Annotated in this window: 25 protein-coding genes; 20 read left to right on the top strand and 5 right to left on the bottom strand. The window is 69.0% G+C overall.

Annotation, left to right across the window (positions count from 1 at the left end; all coding sequences use genetic code 11):
• The first annotated feature begins 17 nt into the window (after positions 1-17).
• From AC1RRR_RS13345 to AC1RRR_RS13320, 6 genes are all read left to right on the top strand, one after another.
• On the top strand, positions 18-974 hold the full coding sequence (locus tag AC1RRR_RS13345) for a fatty acid desaturase family protein (protein WP_492813751.1): 957 nt from the start codon (positions 18-20) through the stop codon (positions 972-974).
• A gap of 24 nt (positions 975-998) precedes the next feature.
• Positions 999-1,658 carry a class I SAM-dependent methyltransferase gene (locus tag AC1RRR_RS13340; protein ID WP_492813749.1) on the top strand — a complete coding sequence of 220 codons (660 nt, stop codon included), beginning with the start codon at positions 999-1,001 and terminating at the stop codon, positions 1,656-1,658.
• A 44-nt stretch (positions 1,659-1,702) separates the two neighbouring features.
• On the top strand, positions 1,703-2,056 hold the full coding sequence (locus AC1RRR_RS13335; protein ID WP_454758387.1) for a VOC family protein: 354 nt from the start codon (positions 1,703-1,705) through the stop codon (positions 2,054-2,056).
• An 18-nt stretch (positions 2,057-2,074) separates the two neighbouring features.
• Complete coding sequence (locus AC1RRR_RS13330; RefSeq protein WP_492813747.1) at positions 2,075-2,584, top strand: hypothetical protein; 510 nt, start codon at positions 2,075-2,077, stop codon at positions 2,582-2,584.
• A gap of 90 nt (positions 2,585-2,674) precedes the next feature.
• A complete protein-coding gene (locus tag AC1RRR_RS13325) occupies positions 2,675-3,112 on the top strand; it encodes a YkgJ family cysteine cluster protein (RefSeq protein WP_492813746.1) in 438 nt (145 codons plus the stop codon).
• Positions 3,109-3,639 (top strand): CxxCxxCC domain-containing protein, encoded by a 531-nt coding sequence (locus AC1RRR_RS13320; RefSeq protein ID WP_492813745.1) that lies wholly within the window; start codon positions 3,109-3,111, stop codon positions 3,637-3,639. The genes AC1RRR_RS13325 and AC1RRR_RS13320 overlap by 4 nt, the downstream gene beginning before the upstream one ends.
• A gap of 7 nt (positions 3,640-3,646) precedes the next feature.
• Here AC1RRR_RS13320 and AC1RRR_RS13315 read toward each other — a convergent pair whose 3' ends face one another.
• Positions 3,647-4,507 (bottom strand): SDR family oxidoreductase, encoded by an 861-nt coding sequence (locus AC1RRR_RS13315; RefSeq protein ID WP_492813743.1) that lies wholly within the window; start codon positions 4,505-4,507, stop codon positions 3,647-3,649.
• Between the two features lie 34 nt (positions 4,508-4,541).
• Between AC1RRR_RS13315 and AC1RRR_RS13310 the strand changes: the two genes are divergently transcribed.
• From AC1RRR_RS13310 to AC1RRR_RS13300, 3 genes are read left to right on the top strand one after another with little or no spacing between them, the layout of a single operon-like run.
• Positions 4,542-4,886, top strand: a complete 345-nt coding sequence (locus tag AC1RRR_RS13310; RefSeq protein ID WP_492813741.1) for an MmcQ/YjbR family DNA-binding protein — start codon at positions 4,542-4,544, stop codon at positions 4,884-4,886.
• Positions 4,883-5,527, top strand: coding sequence for a Pr6Pr family membrane protein (locus AC1RRR_RS13305; protein ID WP_492813740.1), 645 nt, complete (start codon positions 4,883-4,885; stop codon positions 5,525-5,527). Before AC1RRR_RS13310 ends, AC1RRR_RS13305 begins: the two co-directional genes overlap by 4 nt.
• Before the next feature lie 21 nt (positions 5,528-5,548).
• Complete coding sequence (locus tag AC1RRR_RS13300) at positions 5,549-6,388, top strand: aldo/keto reductase (RefSeq protein ID WP_492813738.1); 840 nt, start codon at positions 5,549-5,551, stop codon at positions 6,386-6,388.
• Between the two features lie 43 nt (positions 6,389-6,431).
• Here the strand turns inward: AC1RRR_RS13300 and AC1RRR_RS13295 are convergent, their stop codons facing one another.
• On the bottom strand, positions 6,432-7,076 hold the full coding sequence (locus tag AC1RRR_RS13295) for a DedA family protein (protein WP_492813737.1): 645 nt from the start codon (positions 7,074-7,076) through the stop codon (positions 6,432-6,434).
• Positions 7,077-7,296: 220 nt separating this feature from the next.
• Here AC1RRR_RS13295 and AC1RRR_RS13290 point away from each other — a divergent pair, with 220 nt between their 5' ends.
• From AC1RRR_RS13290 to AC1RRR_RS13255, 8 genes are all read left to right on the top strand, one after another.
• Positions 7,297-8,259, top strand: coding sequence for a DUF6624 domain-containing protein (locus tag AC1RRR_RS13290; protein ID WP_492813735.1), 963 nt, complete (start codon positions 7,297-7,299; stop codon positions 8,257-8,259).
• Positions 8,260-8,366: 107 nt separating this feature from the next.
• Positions 8,367-9,641, top strand: a complete 1,275-nt coding sequence (locus AC1RRR_RS13285; RefSeq protein ID WP_492813734.1) for a glutamate-5-semialdehyde dehydrogenase — start codon at positions 8,367-8,369, stop codon at positions 9,639-9,641.
• Positions 9,607-10,269, top strand: coding sequence for a nicotinate-nucleotide adenylyltransferase (locus tag AC1RRR_RS13280; protein ID WP_492813733.1), 663 nt, complete (start codon positions 9,607-9,609; stop codon positions 10,267-10,269). Before AC1RRR_RS13285 ends, AC1RRR_RS13280 begins: the two co-directional genes overlap by 35 nt.
• A gap of 133 nt (positions 10,270-10,402) precedes the next feature.
• Positions 10,403-10,834 carry a ribosome silencing factor gene (rsfS, locus tag AC1RRR_RS13275; RefSeq protein WP_492815236.1) on the top strand — a complete coding sequence of 144 codons (432 nt, stop codon included), beginning with the start codon at positions 10,403-10,405 and terminating at the stop codon, positions 10,832-10,834.
• 56 nt (positions 10,835-10,890) lie between these two features.
• Positions 10,891-11,355: a 23S rRNA (pseudouridine(1915)-N(3))-methyltransferase RlmH gene (gene rlmH, locus AC1RRR_RS13270; protein ID WP_492813731.1), complete on the top strand. Its 465-nt coding sequence runs from the start codon at positions 10,891-10,893 to the stop codon at positions 11,353-11,355.
• 15 nt (positions 11,356-11,370) lie between these two features.
• Positions 11,371-12,426, top strand: a complete 1,056-nt coding sequence (locus AC1RRR_RS13265) for a murein hydrolase activator EnvC family protein (protein WP_492813729.1) — start codon at positions 11,371-11,373, stop codon at positions 12,424-12,426.
• A 114-nt stretch (positions 12,427-12,540) separates the two neighbouring features.
• Positions 12,541-13,929: a S41 family peptidase gene (locus AC1RRR_RS13260; protein WP_492813727.1), complete on the top strand. Its 1,389-nt coding sequence runs from the start codon at positions 12,541-12,543 to the stop codon at positions 13,927-13,929.
• A 109-nt stretch (positions 13,930-14,038) separates the two neighbouring features.
• Positions 14,039-14,842, top strand: coding sequence for a TolB family protein (locus AC1RRR_RS13255; protein WP_492813725.1), 804 nt, complete (start codon positions 14,039-14,041; stop codon positions 14,840-14,842).
• On the opposite strand, the gene AC1RRR_RS13250 is transcribed toward AC1RRR_RS13255, so the two are convergent.
• The 3 genes from AC1RRR_RS13250 to AC1RRR_RS13240 are packed head-to-tail and all read right to left on the bottom strand — an operon-like array spanning position 14,780 to position 16,403.
• Complete coding sequence (locus AC1RRR_RS13250) at positions 14,780-15,277, bottom strand: GNAT family N-acetyltransferase (protein WP_492813724.1); 498 nt, start codon at positions 15,275-15,277, stop codon at positions 14,780-14,782. The two genes, AC1RRR_RS13255 and AC1RRR_RS13250, sit on opposite strands and share 63 nt — an antisense overlap.
• Positions 15,274-15,834, bottom strand: coding sequence for a DUF1579 domain-containing protein (locus tag AC1RRR_RS13245; protein ID WP_492813722.1), 561 nt, complete (start codon positions 15,832-15,834; stop codon positions 15,274-15,276). Before AC1RRR_RS13245 ends, AC1RRR_RS13250 begins: the two co-directional genes overlap by 4 nt.
• On the bottom strand, positions 15,834-16,403 hold the full coding sequence (locus AC1RRR_RS13240) for a DUF1579 domain-containing protein (RefSeq protein ID WP_492813721.1): 570 nt from the start codon (positions 16,401-16,403) through the stop codon (positions 15,834-15,836). Before AC1RRR_RS13240 ends, AC1RRR_RS13245 begins: the two co-directional genes overlap by 1 nt.
• 130 nt (positions 16,404-16,533) lie before the next feature.
• On the opposite strand from AC1RRR_RS13240, the gene pdxR reads away from it, so the two are divergent.
• The 3 genes from pdxR (at position 16,534) to AC1RRR_RS13225 (ending at position 19,710) form a co-directional block, all read left to right on the top strand.
• Positions 16,534-17,904, top strand: a complete 1,371-nt coding sequence (gene pdxR / locus AC1RRR_RS13235; protein WP_492813720.1) for a MocR-like pyridoxine biosynthesis transcription factor PdxR — start codon at positions 16,534-16,536, stop codon at positions 17,902-17,904.
• Positions 17,905-18,003: 99 nt separating this feature from the next.
• Positions 18,004-19,182 (top strand): divergent polysaccharide deacetylase family protein, encoded by a 1,179-nt coding sequence (locus tag AC1RRR_RS13230; RefSeq protein WP_492813719.1) that lies wholly within the window; start codon positions 18,004-18,006, stop codon positions 19,180-19,182.
• 39 nt (positions 19,183-19,221) lie between these two features.
• Positions 19,222-19,710 carry an RNA pyrophosphohydrolase gene (locus tag AC1RRR_RS13225; RefSeq protein ID WP_492813717.1) on the top strand — a complete coding sequence of 163 codons (489 nt, stop codon included), beginning with the start codon at positions 19,222-19,224 and terminating at the stop codon, positions 19,708-19,710.
• Positions 19,711-19,714: the final 4 nt, after the last annotated feature.

The raw sequence follows: 19,714 nt of genomic DNA, 5'->3' as shown, positions 1-19,714 counted from the left end.
TGTGCGATGATCGTTCCATGGCCGTCGCAGCGCGTGTCAAACCCCAGGATCTTTTCACGCCCGACGAATGGACGCGAATTTCCGCGCGCTCGTCCTGGCGCGGCATCGCGATGGTCGCCCACGCCTGGGCCGTGATCATCGGCGCCGGTGCGCTGTTCGTCGTCTTCCCGAACCCGCTGACCTATGTCCTGGCCGTGATGCTGATCGGCGCGCGGCAGCTGGGCCTGGCGATCCTGATGCACGAGGCCGCGCACGGCGGGCTGCACCCGAACCTCAAGGTCAATGACTGGTTGGGCGAGTGGTTGTGCGCCGCGCCAACCGGCGCCTCGCTGGCCAGCTATCGCCCCTACCACCTGACCCACCACAAGTTCGCCCAGCAGGCCGAGGACCCGGACCTGATCCTGTCGGCGCCCTTCCCGACCACACGGGCGTCCCTGCGGCGGAAGATCATTCGCGACCTGACGGGCCAGACCTTCTTCAAGCAGCGGTTCGGACCGCTGCTCGGCAAGATGAAGGGTTCGAAGTCCATTGGGCAGCCGAAAGGCGCGATCTTCGCCGGCGAGGTCGCGCGGCAGAAACCATTCCTGCTGTGGAACCTGGGTATCCTCGTCGTGCTCAGCGCCTTCGGTCTCTGGTGGGCGTGGCTGGCCCTCTGGATCGTGCCGATGGCCACCTGGTTCCCGCTGGTCACCCGCTTGCGCAACATCGCCGAACACGCCCTGGTGGCCAAGGACGAGCCCGACCCGTTCCGCCACGCCCGCACCACCGAGGCCAACTGGCTCGAGCGCGCCCTGATCGCGCCCTACCACGTCAATTTCCACGCCGAGCACCACATGTTCATGCACACCCCGTGCTGGAACCTGCCGATGGCCCACCGGCTGCTCGAGAAGAAGGGCCTGACGTCCGGCATGCTGACCGCGCCGGGCTATCTGACCGTGCTAAAGGCTGCGTCCAGCAAACCGGTCGCCGCCTGACGAGCTCCGTGCTCTAAGCGCGGCATGATCGTCCAGACCCTGGAAGGCCGCCGGGCCTTCATCCGCGACAACACGCGTTTCCAGCCGACGCCGCATGCGCCGGAACTGTCGCTGCACCTGGCCGACGAGATCACCCCGATCTGGAAGCTCACCGAAGAGGCTCTGGAGGAGATCGGCCTGCCGCCGCCGTTCTGGGCCTTCGCCTGGGCCGGCGGCCAGGCCCTGGCGCGCTACATTCTCGACAATCCGCAGACCGTCGCCGGCAAGCGGGTCATCGACTTCGCCACCGGTTCGGGCATCGTCGCTATCGCGGCCATGAAGGCCGGCGCGGCCAGCGTGCTGGCGGCCGACATCGACGTGTTCTGCGAGGCGGCCGTTGGCCTGAACGCCGAGGCCAACGGCGTCGCGGTCGCCTTCACCGACGTCAACCTGCTGGACGCTCCGCCGCCGGTGACCGACGTGCTGCTGGCCGGCGACATCTGCTACGAAAAGCCCATGGCCGAGGCGGTGATGGACTGGCTGCGGCAGGGCCGAGCCGCCGGGTCCAGCGTGTTCATCGGCGATCCGGGCCGCACCTATTTCCGCAAGGACGACCTGGTGAAGCTGGCCGAGTACCAGGTCGAGACCACCCGCGAGCTCGAAGACTTCGCCGTCAAGCGCACCAGCGTCTGGACTCTGCCGTGAGCGCCAACTAGAACATTTGCAGAACATCGTTTGAGGAGACCGCCATGCGCGAGGACGGCAAGATCGACTATATCGAGTGGCCGGGCGGCGACCTGCCGGCCACCAAGAGCTTCTATTCGGCCGCCTTCGGCTGGAGCTTCGTCGACTACGGTCCCGACTATGTCGCCTTCGAGGGCCAGGGCGCCGACGGTGGTTTCACCAAGCCGCAAGAGGGCGCCACCGACCGTCCGCTGGTCATCCTGTACGCCAACGACCTGGAAGCCATGCTGGACAAGGTGGTCAAGGCCGGCGGCGTGATCACCGCCCCGATCTTCAGCTTCCCCGGCGGCCGCCGCTTCCATTTCACCGACCCGTCCGGCAATGAGCTGGGCGTCTGGAGCGCGACGGGGGTTGAATAGGGCATGCGGGTGTTGGGGGTGAGCGTCCTGGCGTGGGCGATGGCGGGCGCGGCCTGGGCGGATGATCCGCCGCCGGCGCCCGTGCCGGCCGAGGTTCGCGCGCTGGAAGGCTGCTGGCGCGGCGCGGGCGACGTGATGGGCAAGGCGGTCGAGATCACCCTCGCCGCCCGCCCGGTCGCCCTCGGGACCATGCTGACGGTCGAGGCCGACAGCCACGCGACCGCCGATCCCAAGGACCGCTACGCCGCTCACCTGGTGCTGGGTGGCAAGGGCGCGGCGCCCAAGGACGGCGCGCCCACGGCGATCTCCGGCTTCTGGTCCGACAGCTTCGGCGGCGACTTCACCGCCGTGGGCCAGGGCGCGGCGGTGCCGGGCGGGTTCGACGTTAGCTACGCCTATCCGGACGCCACCTTCGTCAACCGCTGGCGGCGCGACGGCGATCGGCTGACCTGGACCATTGTCGCCAAGAGCGGGGCCAAGGAAGCGCCGTTCGCTCGATACGTGTTGAGCCGTTCAGCCTGCCCGTGAAGAGCGGCTGACGCGCCTCCCCCATCAAACCGTCACACAAGCTTCGTAATGTCCGCCTCCTGACGATTGAGCCAATTCGGGCAGGGGCGGATGGGCGACAAAAGCTGCGGCGGTTGCGGCATGTGCTGCAAGCTGATGGGCGTGGAGGCGCTGGCCAAGCCGCCGCACGCCTGGTGCGGCCATTTCCGCAAAGGTTCGGGCTGCGCGATCTATGCCGATCGCCCCACCGCCTGCGCCGACTTCGCCTGTTATTGGCTCAAGAGCGAGGGCCTGGGCGAGGAGTGGCGGCCCGACCGGGCGCGCTTCATCCTGCACCGTGAGGACCAGGGCCAGCGCATGGTGGTCGAGGTCGATCCGGCCAGCCCCGAAGCCTGGCGCAAGGCCCCCTACCACGCCACCCTGCGCGCCTGGGCCGCGCGCGGCGCCGCCGATGGCCTGACGCTGAACGTGCTGGTCGGTCAGCGCGGTTATGAGATCCGCCCCGACCGCGATGTCGATCTTGGTGTCGTGCGGAGCTTCGCGGCATGAGTGAGCTGGAGTTCGCCCAACCCGCCGCCGGCAAGAGCTGCGGCTCGTGCGGGCTGTGCTGCAAGGTCCTGGCGATCGAGGCCCTGGACAAGGCCGACGGTGTCTGGTGCTCGCACTTCAAGAAGGGCGGCGGTTGCGGCAATTACGAGCTGCGCCCAACGGCCTGCCGGGGCTTCATGTGCCTGTGGATCACGTCCGAGAAGCTGGGTCCCGAGTGGCGGCCCGACAAGTCAGGCTTCGTGATGTACACCGACCGCGACGGCAAGCGCCTGAACCTGGTGGTCGACGCCGGCAAGCCCGCGTCCTGGCGGCGCGAGCCGTACTATTCCTACATCAAGAACATGTCGCGCCGGGCGCTGGACGGCTACGAGTTGGTGGTCTGCATCGGCGACCGCCGTATCGTCGTCTTCCCCGGCGAGGAGATCGACCTGGGCGTCATCCCGCCCGACCGCAAGCTGGTCAGCGGCTATGTCGAGCAGGACGGCGCCCTGACGCCCTTCGCCATGGTGCTGGCGGACGCGGACTAGGCGCGGACTAGAACTTCGGGTGGAACTTGCGAGGGCTCCACGCGAAGTCCCGCATCGCGTCCGAGCTGTCGAACGTCAGGTCCTGGCCCATCCGCGCGCCCATGGCCGTGGTCGCGCCGGGATAGAACGGCTTGGCCAGGCGCATGATCAGGCCAAACAGCCACACCGGCATCGGCAAGCTGCGCGGATGCTTGCCCAGCCCCTCGAACACCCGGTCGACCATCACGCGATAGGTCACGGTCTCGCCGCCCACCAGGTCGTAGGCGCGGTCGCGGGTGGACGGCGCATGGGCGGCGGCCAGGGCGCCGGCGGCCAGGTCGGCGGCGTGCACCGGCTGGCGCAGCCCCTCGCCCTTGCCCGACAGCGGCATGACGCCAAAGCGCTTCACCAGGCGGGCTATGCGGCTGACGTTCTCGTCGTGGCCTTCGTCATAGATCAAGGTGGGGCGCAGGATGGTCCAGGCCACGCCGTGCGCGGCGCACCAGGTCTGGACCGCGGCTTCCGCATCCGCCAGCTGCTGGGCCACGGCGCGCTCGCCGGCGTCCGGAGAGTCGGTCTTGGTGAAGCGGCTGGTCGAGGAGAAGGCGATCAGGCGCTCCATGCCCCGCGCCTTCAGCGCCGGCAGTGCGGGCGCCAGCAGCCAGATCGGCGACAGCGAGAACACCGTGGCCGAGACCGGCAGGCGCTCGTCGAGGTCGGCGTCCTTGAGGTCGCCACCGATCCAGCAGATGTCCTGCGTCGGCGGCCGACGGCTCAGCGCCGTCGGGTTCAGGTCCTCGGCCTTGAGCAGGGTCAGCAGATGATCGCCGATCAGGCTGGTCGCGCCCAGCACCAGCACCGGCGTCTTCAGGGTGTTCTCGGTGTCCATTCGCTAGATATAGTCATGGTTGGAGAGGACGCCCATGACATACGAAGACGTGAGAGCCTTCGCGTTCAAACTGCCCGGCGTCGAGGACGGGACCGCCTATAGCCGCCCGTGCCTGAAGGCGCACGGCAAGTTCCTGACCCGCCTGTTCGAGGACGGCGAAAGCCTGGTCTGCCCCGCCGTGCCGTTCGACGAGCGCGAGATGCTAATCGAGGCCGAGCCGGACGTCTTCCACTTCACCGACCACTTCAAGAACTACCCCTATGTCCTGGTCCGGCTGGCGGGCGCGCATCCGGGCACGGTCGAACGGCTGGTCACCCGCCAGTGGCGCGCCACCGCGCCGAAGAAGATCCTGAAAGCCTGGGACGAGACGCACACATGAAAGCTTGGCGCATCCTGATCGCCGCCGTCGCGTGCTTCGGTCCCGCCCTGCAGTACGGCCTGATGGTCTATGACGAGACCCTGGTCTCGGCGGCCGTGAAGTCGGTCGAGTTCTTCAGCTACTTCACGATCCTGTCGAACATGCTGGCCGCCGCCGCTCTGACCGCGCCGCTGGTCGCGCCGACCAGCCCGTTCGCGGTCTGGGCCGAACAGAGCGGCCCGCGCGCTTCGATCGCGACCTATCTGACGATCACCGCCGTCGTCTATCACACGATGCTGGCCAGCCAGTGGAACCCGCAAGGCCTGCGCTTCGTCTCCAATCTCATCCTGCATACGATCACGCCGCTGGCCTATCTGGCCGATGTCGCCCTGCGCGGCGGACACGGCGAAGCGCGCTGGATCGCGGCGGCCAAGGCCATGGCCTTCCCGGCCCTGTTCGGCGTCTGGACCCTGGTCCACGGCGCGTTGTCGGGCTTCTATCCGTACCCGTTCATGAACGTCGCCAAGCGCGGCTATCCGCCGGTGGTGCTGACCATGGTCGAGATGAGCCTGGCCTTCGCCGCCGTGGCCCTGATCTTCGTGTTCCTCTTACGCGTTCGCACCAGGGTGTCGCTGGAGAGGCCCGCCCCTATATCCGCCTGACCGTTTTCCCGGAGTTCCCTGATGTCCAAGCTCGTTCCCGCCATCCGCTCGGGCGACGTCCTGATGCCCGCCCTCGGTTTTGGCACCTGGCAGCTGGAGAACGGCACGGCCGTCCCGCTGGTCGAAAAGGCGCTGGAGGTCGGCTACCGCCACATCGACACCGCCCAGATCTATGGCAACGAACGCGACGTCGGCGCGGGGATCCGCAACAGCGGCGTCAAGCGCGACGACATCTTCCTGACCACCAAGGTCTGGATCGACCAGTTCGCCGACGGTGATTTGCAACGCTCGGCCGAGAAGAGCCTGGAGAAGCTGGGCCTCGACCATGTCGACCTCTTGCTGCTGCACTGGCCCAAGCCCGAGGTCCCGCTGGCGCAGACCCTGAAGGCCTTGAACGAGGTGCGTTCGCGCGGCCTGACCCGCGCCATCGGCCTGTCGAACTTCCCCTCGACCCTGCTGGAAGAGGCCAGCAAGCTGTCGGAAGCCCCGATCGCCACCGACCAGGTCGAGTTCCATCCCTACCTGTCGCTGAAGACCCTGAAGGCCAAGGCCGACGAACTGGGAACCTCGATCACCGCCTGGTCGCCCCTGGCTCAGGGCAAGATCGCCAACGATCCGGTGCTGGTCGAGATCGGCAAGGCCCACGGCAAGACGCCGGGCCAGGTCACCCTGCGCTGGATCATCCAGCAGGGGATCATCGCCATCCCGCGCACCAGCAACCCCAAGCGCATCGAGGAGAACTTCGACATCCTCGACTTCGAGTTGTCGGCCGACGAGATGGCGCGGATTCACGGCCTGGCCCGTCCCGACGGCCGCCTGGGCGACTGGCTGGACAAGGCCTACGCCTGGGACGCCAAATAGGAGAGATCGCGAGGGCCGGCGGTGCGTCCGCCGGCTCTTCGCTCTAGAAGGTCGGCGCCAGCTGACGCCGACGCGGAGCCGGACGGCGCAGGGCGTTGATCAGGGCTGAGCCGCCCAGCACGACGATCGCGCCGCCGCCCAGGACCAGCCACAGCACCCAGCCTTGCAGCTCCAGCAGCGCCAGGCCGCGCGCCGCCAGATAGCCCGGGGCCAGCAGCACGCCGACCCACAGCATGGCCGAGGTCACATTGGCCAGCTGGAAGACCCAGCTGCGCATCCGCAGCATGCCGACCATTACCGGCACGAAGGCCCGCAGCGGGCCGAAAAAGCGGCCGATGAACACCGAGACCACGCCATAGCGGCGGGCGAACAGACGCGTGCGGGCCACGGCGCGGCGACGCGGACGCAGCGACGGATGGCGCAGGGCGCGGGCGCCCAGTTGACGGCCGATCTGGAACGAGACGGCGTCGCCCAGCACCGCGCCGGCGACACACCAGAAGAACACCTCGACCGGATCCAGCGCGCCGCTGGCGATCAGACCGCCAGCCAGCAGCATCAGCGCCGTCGCCGGCACGAAAGCCCCGATCAGGAGCATCGACTCCAGCAAGGTCAGGACCCCAAGGATCGGACCGGCCCAAGCCTGGTGCTCGGAAACAAACGCGCTGACGGGGGAAAGCAAACTGTCCATGGGCTCCTCGGAACGCACAGATAGGTGCGCCCGATGCCCGCTATAAGGCGAGGAAGTGACCAGGCGACGAATACCGCTCCCACTGCGACCAAGATGCCACTATGGGCGGGCGCGGCATGGTGACGCTGTCGGGAAAGCAGCCAGAGCAGTCGCAACTTGCATCGCGCACTATCTCCGTTCATCAATCCTAGATTGATGAAAATTGGGTCGGACAAGTGGGATGATGAAAACCGCGCTGATCGCCGCGCTTGCGATGACGACCGGCACAGCCCCCGCCGACTTTCCCCTGCAGCGGCTGCTGAAGGATCCCGACGCGGCCCGCACCTTCGACTATTGGCGGCTGCGGAGTGACCAGGGCCCCGACGCCATAAGCCCCTACCGTGAGAAGGCCAACACGGCCATGGGATTGAAGGACGGCAAGTTGCCGGCCCGTTGCCGCACGGATGCCGAGGCCGAGGTCCTGGCCGGGCTGAACGGCGCTCAGCACGCCGCATCATCTCGCCAGTGGCACGAAGATCGTGACGCCGCTGCAGCCGCTGTCCGCCGGTGGGACCGGGCCGTGTCATCACTGATGGCTGGCGGGTCGAGCGGTGACCTAAGCCTTGATGCCGCGATCCGCCCGTTTCTTCACCGCGCCAAGACAGAGAAGACGACGCGCGGGCGTGAGCTTGCTCTGCGCGTTGCGATGGACCAGACCCTGCGCAGGGCCTTCGAGAACGATGCTCTGCTGGGTGCGCTCTCGCCCTCGGCACGTGACCTGACGAGTTGGCCGCTTTGGACCCGCATTTGCCGGGCTGATGCGGACAACGTGGCCTGGATTAAGCAAGAGGTGCGCAACCGTGGCTGGTTCGCGATCTCCCGCTACGGGCGCGAGGCCGAGAGAGATGCCTGGCTGCTGGTCCAGCATGCCGACGATGATGTCACCTTCCAGACTGAGGTCCTGGCCTTGCTCGACAAGTTGCGGGCAAAAGGTGAGACCGATCCAAAGAGCTACGCCTATCTTTACGACCGAGTGGCGACAAACGCCGGCCGCCACCAGCGCTACGGCACCCAAGGTGGCTGTCGGGACGGCCAACGCTTCACCCAACCGCTCGAAGAGCCCGTCAGGGTCGACCAGCTCAGGGCCGAAGTGGGCATGGGCTCGCTCGCGGAATACAATGCGCGCTTCACCTGCAAGCCTTGACCGCCCAGACAAACTCCATCCGTTTTCAGACGAACCCCGTTCCATCCTGCCCTGAAAGGGCCTAGGTAAGCCTCAACCTGAGCATAACTTACCAGGGAACCAGGGTGATGGACGACGCGGGCGCGAGCCTCCAGGCGACGATGGCGGGGATGGGCCGGACGGCTCGTGAGGGCGCGCGCGCGCTCCGCCTCGCCACGCCAGAGCAGCGCACCGCCGCCATCCAGGCCATGGCCGCCGCCATCCGCGAGGACGCCGCCGCCATCCTGGCCGCCAACGCCAAGGACCTGGCCCGCGCCGGCGCCAACGGCCTGACCGCCCCGATGCAGGAACGTCTGCTGCTGGACGACAAGCGCCTGGAAGGCGTCGCCGCCGGCGTCGAGGCCGTCGCGGCCATTCCCGATCCGATCGGCGTCGCCACCTCGCGCTGGACTCGGCCCAATGGCCTGGACATCGCCCGCGTGCGCACGCCGATCGGCGTGATCGCCATGATCTATGAGAGCCGCCCCAACGTGACCGCCGACGCGGCCGCTTTGTGCGTGCGCTCGGGCAATGCGGTGATCCTGCGCGGGGGGTCGGAGTGCATCCACTCCAACCTCGCCATCCACGCTGCGATCGAGCGCGGCCTGGCGAAGGCGGGCCTGCCCGCCGCCGCCGTCCAGATCGTCAGGACCCCGGACCGCGCCGCCGTCGGCGCCATCCTGTCGGGCCTGGACAAGGCCATCGACCTGATCATCCCGCGTGGCGGCAAGAGCCTGGTCGCCCGCGTCCAGGCCGAGGCCCGCGCCCCGGTGCTGGGCCACCTGGAAGGCCTCAACCACGTCTTCGTCCATGCCGGCGCCGACCTGAAGAAGGCCGTCGACATCGTCGTCAACGCCAAGCTGCGCCGGGTGTCGGTCTGCGGCGCGGCCGAGACCCTGCTGGTCGACAAGGCCGCCGCCGAAAAGCTGCTGCCGCCGATCGCCGACGCCCTGATCAAGGCCGGTTGCGAGCTGCGCGGCGACGCCGCTGCCCGCGCCATCGAGCCGACCATGAAGAAGGCGACCACCGAGGACTGGGTCACCGAATACCTGGCCCCGATCCTGGCCGTGGCCGTGGTCGACGGCGTGGCAGGCGCGGCTCAGCACATCCGGTCCTATGGCTCGGGTCACACCGACGCGATCATCACCGAAGACGCCAGCGCCGCCGACGCCTTCGTCAACGAGGTCGACAGCGCCATCGTGCTGGTCAACGCCTCGACCCAGTTCGCCGACGGCGGCGAGTTCGGCTTCGGCGCCGAGATCGGCATCGCCACCGACAAGCTTCATGCCCGCGGCCCGGTCGGGGCCGAGCAACTGACGACGTTCAAATATGTGGTTCGCGGGACCGGCCAGACTCGTCCCTGAGGCCGGTCGGCCGAGCGCGCAACGTCTGGGGTTCCACCTGGAGCCCGGGATGCGCGTTGGCCTGTTCGGCGGCAGCTTCAACCCGGCGCACGAGGGCCACGCCCACGTGGCCGAGACGGCCATGCGCCGCCTGGAGCTGGACCGCGTCATCTGGCTGGTCTCGCCGCAGAACCCGCTGAAGTCGGCGCACGAGACGCGGCCGGTGGCCGAACGCATGGCCAATGCCCGCCGCTGGGCGCGCGGCTCGGGCATGATCGTCTCGGACGCCGAGACGCGGCTGGGCTCGCAATACACGATCGACACCCTGCGCGTGCTGCGGGCGCGTTATCCCGGCGTGAAGTTCGTCTGGGTCATGGGCGCCGACAGCCTAGCCACCTTCCATCGCTGGCGCGGCTGGACCCAGATCATGCGCGAGGTGCCCGTGGCGGTGATCTCACGCCCCTGGATCGCGCTGAAGGCCCGCACCGCGCCCGCCGCCCGTCGTTTCGCCTTCGCCCGCTGGCCCGCCAGCGCCGCCGCCAAGCTGCCGGACGCCAAGTCGCCGGCCTGGGTCTACCTGACGGGACCGCTGAATTTCGCGTCCTCGACGGCGATGCGAGCGCGGCAAAAAGGCGTGAAGCGAGGCTGAAGGCCAAGCTTTTCGGCGTTGCCCGAACGCCTCTAGCCGACGGCTGAATCGACCGTCCGCACGCGAACTCTCACTTTTCGCCCAATTCCGTGCTATGGGGGATATCCACAGCGACCCCATAAGGAGCAATACGCTGCGTAGCGACCCCGCGCTTAATGCGCACGAAGGCCCGGCCGGCGCCGAGTCCTCGAACGAATCCCCGGGCCTGAGTCTGCCCCTGGACCTGAAGGCGCTCGAGCGTCTGATCCTGACCCGCCTCGACGATGACAAGGCGCAGGACATCGTCCACATCGATCTGGCCGACAAGAGCTCGGTCGCCGACAGCCTGATCGTGGCGTCGGGCCGTTCGCACCGTCACGTCGGCGCTCTGGCCGACCACCTGCTGCGCGCCCTGAAGGAAAACGGCTACGGCAAGGCGCGGGTCGAAGGCCTGCCGCACTGCGACTGGGTGCTGATCGACGCCGGCGACGTCGTCATCCACCTGTTCCGTCCCGAAGTGCGCAGCTTCTACAACATCGAGAAGATCTGGGCCGTCGACGCCCCGCACCGCACCGCGGCGAACTGATCTCTCTACGCTCGGCCGTCGCTCTTTGCGGAGTGACGGCCTAGAGCTGTTTTCCCATGAAGATCACCATCCTCACCGTCGGGAAACTTGGCCGCATGGTCGAGGCGCAGCTGGCCGTGGACTATGCGTCCCGGGCCACCGCATCCGGCCGCGCCCTGGCGCTGGGTCCGATCGAGATCGTCGAGGTCGAGGCCCGCAAGCCCGGCAAGGCCGCCGAGGCCGAGGTGCTGCGTCCGCACCTCGAGGGCGCCTATGTCGTGGCCTGCGACGAGCACGGCAAGGCCTGGAAGAGCCGCGCCTTTTCCGACCATCTGGCCCGGCTGCGCGACGACGGCAACCGGCGCGTGGTGTTCCTGATCGGCGGGGCCGACGGCCTGGACGCTTCGATCCTGTCCTCGGCGAACGAGACCATGGCCTTTGGCATCCAGACCTGGCCGCACGCCATGGCTCGGGCGATGCTGGCCGAGCAGATCTATCGCGCCGCCACCATCCTGTCGGGCTCGCCCTATCACAGGGATTAGGGCATCTAGACCTAGATGCTTCGCCGCCCCCTGGTCATCGGTCTGATCGCCGTCACCCTCGCCGTGCCCACGGTCGTGGTCGGCTGGCAGCGCGCTGATCGCGCCGTCGAGACCCAGCGCGCCAAGGACCGTCAGCAGGCCGCAGACACCCGCCGCGAGATCCAAGACCTGCGGACCGAGCTGGACCGCCTGGACCACGCCCGCATCACCGCCGGCGCCGATGTCGACGCCAAGCGGGCGCGGCTGGAAGCCTTGAACGCCCGCGAGCGCTCGATCCTGGCCGACCTGGGCGTCAATCGGCAGCGACTGTCGCTGCTGCTCTCGGCCCTGCAGCTGTTCCGCCGCGATCCGCCGCCTGCCTTGCTGGTCGCGCCCAACAACGCCCGCGACGCGGTGCGGGCCGCCATCCTGATCCGGGCCATGACGCCCGACCTGCAGCGCCGGGCCGACGCCTATGCCCGCCAGGCCACCGCTGTGGGGACCCTGCGCCGCGAGGCCGCCGCCGCCTCGGCCGAGCTGTTCACCGCCGAGAGCGTGGTCGCCGACCGCAAGGGCGAGATCGAGCGGCTGATCATCGAGAAGACTCAGCTGGAGCGCGCCTACGCCCAGGAAGCCCTGACCGAGGAAAACGAGCTGCGCACCCTGGGCGTGCTGACCGACGGCCTGGGCCGGGTCGAGGCCACCGGGCCGCTGCACCTGCGCAGTCCCGCCGCCGGGGCCATCGTCCGCCGCTTCGGCGCCGAGATGCCGGCCGGCGGCAAGTCTCCCGGCCTGACCTTGCGCGTCGACAAGGGCCTGACCGTCACCGCCCCCGCCGCCGGAACCGTCGAATATGCCGGCGCGCTGAATGGCTGGGGCGCGGTGCTGATCCTGCGATCACAGGGCGCCTATCACCTGGTTCTGGCCGGTCTGGACCAGATAACAGCGGTACAAGGACAATCTGTCGCGGCGGGCGCCCCCATCGGGAAGATGCCGGATCATGTATCTTCCGATCCGGAGCTCTATCTGGAGGTCCGCGAGAACGGCGAGCCGGCGGACCCGGAACGCTGGCTCAAACAAGAGTCGCGATAGACGACTTTTTCAGTAATGGTGGCCGTAATTCTACCTACGGCCTCTGTCAGTGGTTGGACGGGGCTAAACACGGTTTGCGACGCCGCGCGTCGCCAGGGAGCCTTCTGGGCCTTAATGCGCAAGTATCTGCTCATCGGAGTTTCGGCCTTCGTCCTCGGTGCGGGGGCCATGGCCTATGTCAGCCCCATTGCCCAGGCGAACAACGCCCCCAAGACCAAGACCTACAAGATGCTGGAGCTCTTCGGCGACGTGCTGGGCACGGTCGAGGACCAGTACGTCACCGAGGTCGACGACAAGAAGCTGATCGAGGCGGCCCTGGACGGCATGCTGACCAGCCTTGACCCGCACTCGGGCTACCTGTCGCCCGACAGCTACGAAGACATGCAGGACACCACGCGCGGCGAATATGGCGGCCTCGGCATCGAGGTCACCAGCGAAGACGGCGTCGTGAAGGTCATCTCGCCGATGGACGGCACCCCGGCCTCGCGCGCGGGCATCCAGGCCGGCGACTACATCACCGCGGTCAACGGCCAGAGCGTGCTGGGCCTGACGGTCACCGAGGCCGTCAAGCAGATGCGCGGCACGGCCGGCGAAGGCGTCACCCTGACCATCGCCCGCGACAAGACCGATCCGTTCGACGTCAAGCTGATCCGCGAAGTGATCAAGCCCAAGGCCGCCATCGCCCGCATGGAAGGCGACTACGGCTATGTGCGCCTGCCCGGCTTCAACGAGAAGGCGACCGACGCCCTCGTGTCGTCGATCAGCGACCTGAAGGCCAAGAACCCCAAGATGAAGGGCCTGATCCTCGACCTGCGGAACAATCCGGGCGGTCTCCTGGATCAAGCCGTCGGCGTGGCCGACGTGTTCCTGGACGGCGGCGAGGTGGTCAGCCAGCGCGGCCGCGATCCGCGCAACATCCAGCGCTACAACGCCCGCGCGGGCGACATGCTGAACGGCCTGCCGATGGTGGTGCTGATCAACCAGGGCTCGGCCTCGGCCGCTGAAATCGTCGCCGGCGCCCTGCAGGATCGTCACCGCGCCGAGCTGGTCGGCCTGACCAGCTTCGGCAAGGGTTCGGTGCAGACCGTGATCCCGCTGCGCGGCGGGGCCGACGGCGCCCTGAAGCTGACCACGGCCAAGTACTTCACGCCGTCGGGCCGCTCGATCCAGAAGACCGGCATCGCCCCGGACCTCGAGGTCGCTCAGACCCGCGACCAGGCCCAGGACATCGCCAACCGCGTCTGGTTCAGCGAAGCCAGCTTCAAGAACGCGCTGAACGCCGACGAGGGCAAGACCCGCATCGCGCCGCACGCGCCGGCCGAAGCCCCGCCGACCGCCTTCGACGACAAGAAGGGCGACTTCCAGCTGCAACGCGCCATCGCCGTGCTGCAGTCGGGCGGCGTCGCCAACACGCCGAAGCTGCCCAAGCCGGCGGCCAAGGTCGCCGAGGTCACCGCCAAGGCGGCCGCCGCGGCCGGCAAGCCGGTCACCGAGAACAAGTAGGGCTCTTCGCCCTCGATAAGATCAGCGCCGCCTCGGGAGACCGGGGCGGCGTTTTTCGTTTCCGCAATCGTCCCCTGGTCGGCGGCCAAGGCAGGCGTAAGGTCGGCCCATGCTGAGCCTTCTCGCCGCCCTCGCCCTGGCCGCAGCCCCGAAGCCGTTCATGCCGGGTGTAGTCGACACGCCCGCGACCGAGGTCCGCCCAGCCTTCAGCCCCGATGGCCGCTGCATGCTGTGGGGGTCGATCACCACCAAGGACGACTGGAAGATCCTCCAGACCTGCCGCGAGGGCGACGGCTGGAGCCCGGCCGCGCCGGTGTCGTTCGAGACGCCAGCCAACGAGTTCGACCCGGCCTTCTCGCCGGACGGCCGCACGGTCTATTTCTTCTCCAACCGTCCCGGCGGTCTGGGCGGCGACGACCTGTGGGCGGTCGAGCGGGACCCCAAGACCCTGGTCTACGGCACGCCGCGCAATCTGGGTCCCCGCTTCAACACGGCCGGCGACGAGTGGGCGCCGAACCCCACGGCGGACGGCAAGCTGATCTTCTCGTCCAGCGGCCATGGCGGCGCGGGCGGCCAGGATCTGTTCGAAGGCGACCTCGCGGGCGCCACCCCGGTCCGCAACCTGGGTCCCGGCGTCAATGGCCCGCTGGACGACTTCGACGCCACGGTGCTGGCGGATGGCCGCCTGGTCTTCGCCTCCGGAGATCTGAAGGCCGAGAGTGGCGTGAAGCTCTACATCGCGACCAAGGCCTTCACCGGCCGCCAGCCGCTGCCTACGCCGGTCAACTGCTCGGCGGAGATCAACAACGGCCCGGCGGTCGATCCGCGCCGACCGGGCCTGCTGTTCTACTCAGCCTACTGCCCGGCCATCGGTCCCGGCCGGATGGACATCTTCGAGGTCCCCGCGCCCTAGGGAGAGGCCGTATTCGACGAAGGCCGTCTCGCGCGCCCAGCCCAGGCCTTCGTACAGCGCCTGGGCCCGGCGGTTGTCGATGCCGGTGACCAGGGACAGGCCGACTGCTCCGGCTTCGCGGGCATGCGCCGTCGCCGCTTCGACCAAGGCCCGCCCGACGCCGCCGCGCCGCCGATCACCCGTGACATACAGGTCGTTGAGCACGAAGGTCCGCGCCGCCCGCACCGACGAGAAGCCGGGATAGAGCTGCACGAACCCCATCGCCTCGCCGCCGTGGACGGCCAGGAACACCACGGACTCGCCCCGCTCGAACCGCTCGGTCAGGAAGGCCCGCGCCCGCTCAAGGTCAGCCGGTTGGCCGTAGAACTGGCGATAACGATCGAACAGCGGCGCCAGGACCGGCAGGTCCGCCGCCAGGGCGCGCCGAACGATCATCCGGCGACCTTTGAGTAGCGCATGATCCAGTTGGTCTCCCAGGTCGCGCCACCGTCGGGCGAGAAGGCCTGGTCCCACTGCGCCTCGGTCGGCGACAGCGAACGGAACTGGCCGCGCACCTTGATCGGCCGGCCTTCGAAGGTCTCGTCCGACAGGAAGGTCCCGACGCCGTTCGAAAAGCGCCCGATGCCCGGCGGGCCGATCTCGTGCGGATTGGCGGCGCTGAGATACCAGTCGGCCCAGGTGTCGGTCTTGGCGTCGTAGGCCCGCAGCCCCATGCCCGCCGTTGGACCGGTGGCGCGCAGGGCCTTGCTTTCGTTGAGGTTCACCACCCCGCCCAGCAGGGCCTGGCACACGGTGGTCCCGTCGAACGCCTCCCACTCGGTGTTGCCCGCCAGGCGCTTGCGCAGGCGGCGGTGGCGCACGGTCCAGGAGCCGATGAAGAAGTCGAAGTCGTGGATCGAGCCCTTGCCCTCGCCGGCGAAGGCCTCGCGGGCGGCGATCAGGGCGGGCGTGGCCAGGGCGAGACCGATCAGGTCGCGGCGACACAGGTCCATCAGCTGATCTTCTCGAAGTCGGTGTACCAGTTCACTTCCCAGGTCTTGCCGCCGTCGGGCGAGAAGGCCTGCTCCCAGTGGGCGCCGGTCGCGGTGATGTTCGACCAGGTGAAGCGCACCTTGATCGGTTTCCCGCGCAGGGTGTCGTCGGCATAGAAGGTCCCGACGCCATTTACGAACTTGCCCTTCACCGGCGTGTCCATGACGCCGGGCCGGCGGGCGTCCAGCCACCAGATGGCCCACTCGCCGGTCGCGGGGTCGTAGGCGCGCGTCGTCAGGCCCCAGTAGTCGCCGTCGGGCAGGCGCAGCAGGTTGTCGTCGGCATTGCCCTGGCCGTTCATGGTCTTCCACCAGACCTGCTCGCCGGTGAAGGTCTCCCAGCGGGTGTCGCCGACCAGGCGCTCCTTCAGGCGGCGGTGCGTGGCCTTCCACTTGCCGACCCGCAGGTCGAAAGCGGTCAGGCCCGACATATCCTGGGCGGGCTTGGCCTTGACGTTGTCCTGGTCGGCCCAGGCCGGCGCGGCCAGCAGCAAAGCCGTCAGCAAACCCCATGCGATCGATCGCTTCATGGCGTCCTCCCTCTCTGGCGAGGGTTCTGGAGCCGCCGCCGGGCGGGAACGAGAGCCAATCCCCGCGAACCTTGGGGCGCCGCGCGGCGGGTGCTTGAGCTCGCGCGCGCCCACGCGCACAAAGTCGGGCATGAGCGTCGTCCTGGAACTGCCGCTGCAGCTGCCGCCCGCCGGTTCGCGCGACGTGCGCCGCCGGCTGCACGAGCAGCTGAAGGCGGCGATCCTGGACGGCCGCCTGGCGCCCGGCCTGCAACTGCCCGCCAGCCGCGCCCTGGCCGAGCAGCTTGGCCTCTCCCGCAACACCGCCATGGCCGTTTACGACCTGCTGCTGAGCGAGGGCCATATCGTCTCAAAGCCCGGCGCCGGGACCTTCGTGGCCGGCGGATCGGCGAAGGCGTCGCCAGGCCCCGCCACGCGGCCCGAGGCAGCCTTCAACCTGCGCCCCGGACGTCCGGACGCCAGCGCCTTTCCATTCGACATCTGGGGCCGCCTGACGGGCCGGGCGCTGCGACAGTTCGGGCGCGCCGGCGGGGTCTATCGCGAGCCCGCCGGCCATCCGGCCCTGCGCGAGGCGATCGCCGGGCACCTGTCCTTCGCCCGCGGCCTGGCCTGCGCGGCCGAGGACGTCATCGTCACGGTCGGCGCCCAGCAGGCCTTCGAGCTGGTGGCTCGCACCCTGACCGGCCCCGGTCGTACGGTGGTGGTCGAGGACCCTGGCTATCCCGCCGCCCGCGAGGCCTTCGTCGCCGCCGGGGCGAAGGTCGTCGCCGCGCCGGTCGACCGCGAGGGCCTGGTCGTCGAGGCCCTGCCAGAAGGGGCCGCCCTGGTCTGCCTGACGCCCTCGCAGCAGTACCCGCTGGGGCCGCCGCTCTCACCCGCTCGCCGCGCCGTCCTGGCGGCCTGGGCGGCCCGCAACGACGCCCTGGTGGTCGAGGACGACTATGGCGGCGAGTTCCGCTTCGAGAGCCCGCCGCAGCCGCCCCTGGGAGCCCAGGATCCCGACGGGCGGGTGGTCTATGTCGGCACCTTCTCCCAGAGCCTGCTGCCGGCCCTGCGCATCGGCTTCGTGGTCGCCCCCGCGCGCGCCAGGGCCGCCCTGCTGGCCGCCCGCGAGCGCAGCGACTGGCACGGCCCGGCCATCGAGCACGCCACCCTGGCCGCCTTCATCGCCGAGGGTCACCTGGCCCGCCACGTACGCCGGATGCGGCGGGTCTATGCCGAGCGGCGCACGGCCCTGCTGGACGCCCTGGCGGCCCATGCCGACGGCAAGCTGGAGCCGATCCCCGCCCCGGCCGGTCTGCACATCACCGCCCTGCTCGCCCCGTCCGCCGACGCCCGCGCGGTCGTCGTTCGCGCGGCGACCTTTGGCGTCGCCGTGGATCCCCTGGACACCTACGCCGCCGAGCGTGCGGCGCCCCCAGGACTGGTCCTCGGCTTTGGCCAGATCGAGGCCGCGCGGATCGACGAAGCGGTCCGCCGCCTTGTTCAAGCCATAGGCTGAACGCCCCCTTGGGCGCGACGTCGCGCCGCGCCGCCGACGCGGTTTGGCAGCATCTCGTTAACCATATCTTCGAAGCTTCCCGACTAGCCTGAGCGGGTCATGGCCGTCACCTTCTCGCGCAAGCCCGCCTATGCCGCCGCCGCGCCCGCTTCGGGCGGGACCGGCGACCTGCGCGCCAAGCTGATGGCGGCCGTCAGCAATCCCTATATCGCCGCCAGCGGCGCGGCCGTGCTGTTCCTGGCCTCGCTGGCGACCCTGGTGCTGATCACCAGCGACCCGCACGCCGGCTCGCCGGTGATTCGCCTGCCGCTGACCAAGATCGGCGCGACCAAGAACATTCCCGAAGGCTGGCGCGAGGCGCTGGGCGGCGATCCCGCCCACGAGGCCGAGCTGGTCCCCGGCCAACTGGGCCTGTCGCGCAATCCGTTCGCCCCGCCGGCCGCCGAGCCCGAAGCCCCGCCCGCCGAGGGCCTGGCCAACCTGCCGCCGGTCCAACAGGGTCCGGGCCTGGCCCAGGCCCCGATCGCTGGCTTGACCGCGCCCGGTCCGGGCGGCGGCCCGCTGCCGATCATCGGCGCGGATGGCCGTACGGCGGCTGAAGCCTATGCCCGTCCGTTCCAGCCCAATGGCCGCCCCAAGGTGTCGGTGGTCATCGGGGGTCTGGGCCTCAACGCCCAGACGACCCGCGCGGCGATCGAGACCCTGCCGGGCGAGATTACCCTGTCGTTCGCGCCCTATGCCGAGGGCCTGCAAGGCTGGATCGACCTGGCCCGCGCCCACGGCCACGAGGTGCTGCTCGAGACCCCGATGGAGCCGGCCGACTATCCGGCCAACGATCCGGGCCCCTACACCCTGATTGCCGCCAATCGGCCCGAAGACACCGTGCGCAAGCTGGAATGGCTGATGTCGCGCGCCACCGGCTATTTCGGCCTGTCGAACTATCTGGGGGCCCGCTTCGTCGACAACGACCAGGCGATGAACACCTTCAACGCCGTGCTGAAGGCCCGTGGCCTGGCCTTTGTCGACGACGGCCTAGCCGCGCGTCGCGCCGGTCCGATCCCCCGCGCCTCGGCCGACCGGGTGATCGACGACGAGCTGTCGGCCGGCGCCATCGACAGCCAGCTGAAGGCGCTGGAGAACGGCGCGGCCGGTCGCGGCCAATCGCTGGGCTCGGGCTTCGCCTATCCGGTGACCATCACCCAGGTGCGCATCTGGGCCGCCGGCCTGCAGGCGCGTGGCCTGCAACTGGCCCCCGCTTCGGCGCTCGCCCACCGGTAAAACTGGCGCACCACGACAAGTCGTGGAACAACGCTCGACATGACCGAGCGTGAGTATCCCAAGCATCGTCCCAATGTCGGCGTCGTCCTGTTCCACAAGGATGGCCGGGTGTGGCTGGGCCGGCGCTATCGACAGGCGCCGCCGTACAACTGGCAGTTCCCGCAGGGCGGGGTCGACGACGGCGAGGACCTTGAAGCCGCCGCCCGTCGCGAGCTGGCCGAAGAGACCGGCGTCAGCTCCGTCGAACTGCTGGGCCGCACCGAGGGCTGGATCGCCTACGACTTTCCGCCCGAGATCCTGGCCGACAAGAAACACTCGCGTGGGTGGCTTGGTCAGAAGCAGGTCTGGTTCGCCTATCGCTTCATCGGCGAGGAGTCCGAGATCGATCTGGAAGCGGATGAACACATCGAGTTCGACGCCTGGAAATGGGGCAGGCTCGACGAAACGCCCGAACTGATCGTACCCTTCAAGCGTGGCGTCTACGAAGCAGTGGTCGCCGCCTTCGCGGGGTACGCGCGCGGCGTCTGATCTG

The organism is Caulobacter sp. GW821-FHT12D05 (assembly GCF_058807295.1).
The sequence above is the reverse complement of the archived record's forward strand: the minus strand, read 5'-3'. Positions and strand labels throughout refer to the sequence as shown.

Coding starts and splice junctions, on each gene's coding strand:
- AC1RRR_RS13345 (WP_492813751.1), top strand. CDS start 18: ATGGCCGTCGCAGCGCGTGTCAAACCCCAGGATCTTTTCACGCCCGAC.
- AC1RRR_RS13340 (WP_492813749.1), top strand. CDS start 999: ATGATCGTCCAGACCCTGGAAGGCCGCCGGGCCTTCATCCGCGACAAC.
- AC1RRR_RS13335 (WP_454758387.1), top strand. CDS start 1,703: ATGCGCGAGGACGGCAAGATCGACTATATCGAGTGGCCGGGCGGCGAC.
- AC1RRR_RS13325 (WP_492813746.1), top strand. CDS start 2,675: ATGGGCGACAAAAGCTGCGGCGGTTGCGGCATGTGCTGCAAGCTGATG.
- AC1RRR_RS13320 (WP_492813745.1), top strand. CDS start 3,109: ATGAGTGAGCTGGAGTTCGCCCAACCCGCCGCCGGCAAGAGCTGCGGC.
- AC1RRR_RS13315 (WP_492813743.1), bottom strand. CDS start 4,507: ATGGACACCGAGAACACCCTGAAGACGCCGGTGCTGGTGCTGGGCGCG.
- AC1RRR_RS13310 (WP_492813741.1), top strand. CDS start 4,542: ATGACATACGAAGACGTGAGAGCCTTCGCGTTCAAACTGCCCGGCGTC.
- AC1RRR_RS13305 (WP_492813740.1), top strand. CDS start 4,883: ATGAAAGCTTGGCGCATCCTGATCGCCGCCGTCGCGTGCTTCGGTCCC.
- AC1RRR_RS13300 (WP_492813738.1), top strand. CDS start 5,549: ATGTCCAAGCTCGTTCCCGCCATCCGCTCGGGCGACGTCCTGATGCCC.
- AC1RRR_RS13295 (WP_492813737.1), bottom strand. CDS start 7,076: ATGGACAGTTTGCTTTCCCCCGTCAGCGCGTTTGTTTCCGAGCACCAG.
- AC1RRR_RS13290 (WP_492813735.1), top strand. CDS start 7,297: ATGATGAAAACCGCGCTGATCGCCGCGCTTGCGATGACGACCGGCACA.
- AC1RRR_RS13285 (WP_492813734.1), top strand. CDS start 8,367: ATGGACGACGCGGGCGCGAGCCTCCAGGCGACGATGGCGGGGATGGGC.
- AC1RRR_RS13280 (WP_492813733.1), top strand. CDS start 9,607: ATGTGGTTCGCGGGACCGGCCAGACTCGTCCCTGAGGCCGGTCGGCCG.
- rlmH (WP_492813731.1), top strand. CDS start 10,891: ATGAAGATCACCATCCTCACCGTCGGGAAACTTGGCCGCATGGTCGAG.
- AC1RRR_RS13265 (WP_492813729.1), top strand. CDS start 11,371: ATGCTTCGCCGCCCCCTGGTCATCGGTCTGATCGCCGTCACCCTCGCC.
- AC1RRR_RS13260 (WP_492813727.1), top strand. CDS start 12,541: ATGCGCAAGTATCTGCTCATCGGAGTTTCGGCCTTCGTCCTCGGTGCG.
- AC1RRR_RS13255 (WP_492813725.1), top strand. CDS start 14,039: ATGCTGAGCCTTCTCGCCGCCCTCGCCCTGGCCGCAGCCCCGAAGCCG.
- AC1RRR_RS13250 (WP_492813724.1), bottom strand. CDS start 15,277: ATGATCGTTCGGCGCGCCCTGGCGGCGGACCTGCCGGTCCTGGCGCCG.
- AC1RRR_RS13245 (WP_492813722.1), bottom strand. CDS start 15,834: ATGGACCTGTGTCGCCGCGACCTGATCGGTCTCGCCCTGGCCACGCCC.
- AC1RRR_RS13240 (WP_492813721.1), bottom strand. CDS start 16,403: ATGAAGCGATCGATCGCATGGGGTTTGCTGACGGCTTTGCTGCTGGCC.
- pdxR (WP_492813720.1), top strand. CDS start 16,534: ATGAGCGTCGTCCTGGAACTGCCGCTGCAGCTGCCGCCCGCCGGTTCG.
- AC1RRR_RS13230 (WP_492813719.1), top strand. CDS start 18,004: ATGGCCGTCACCTTCTCGCGCAAGCCCGCCTATGCCGCCGCCGCGCCC.
- AC1RRR_RS13225 (WP_492813717.1), top strand. CDS start 19,222: ATGACCGAGCGTGAGTATCCCAAGCATCGTCCCAATGTCGGCGTCGTC.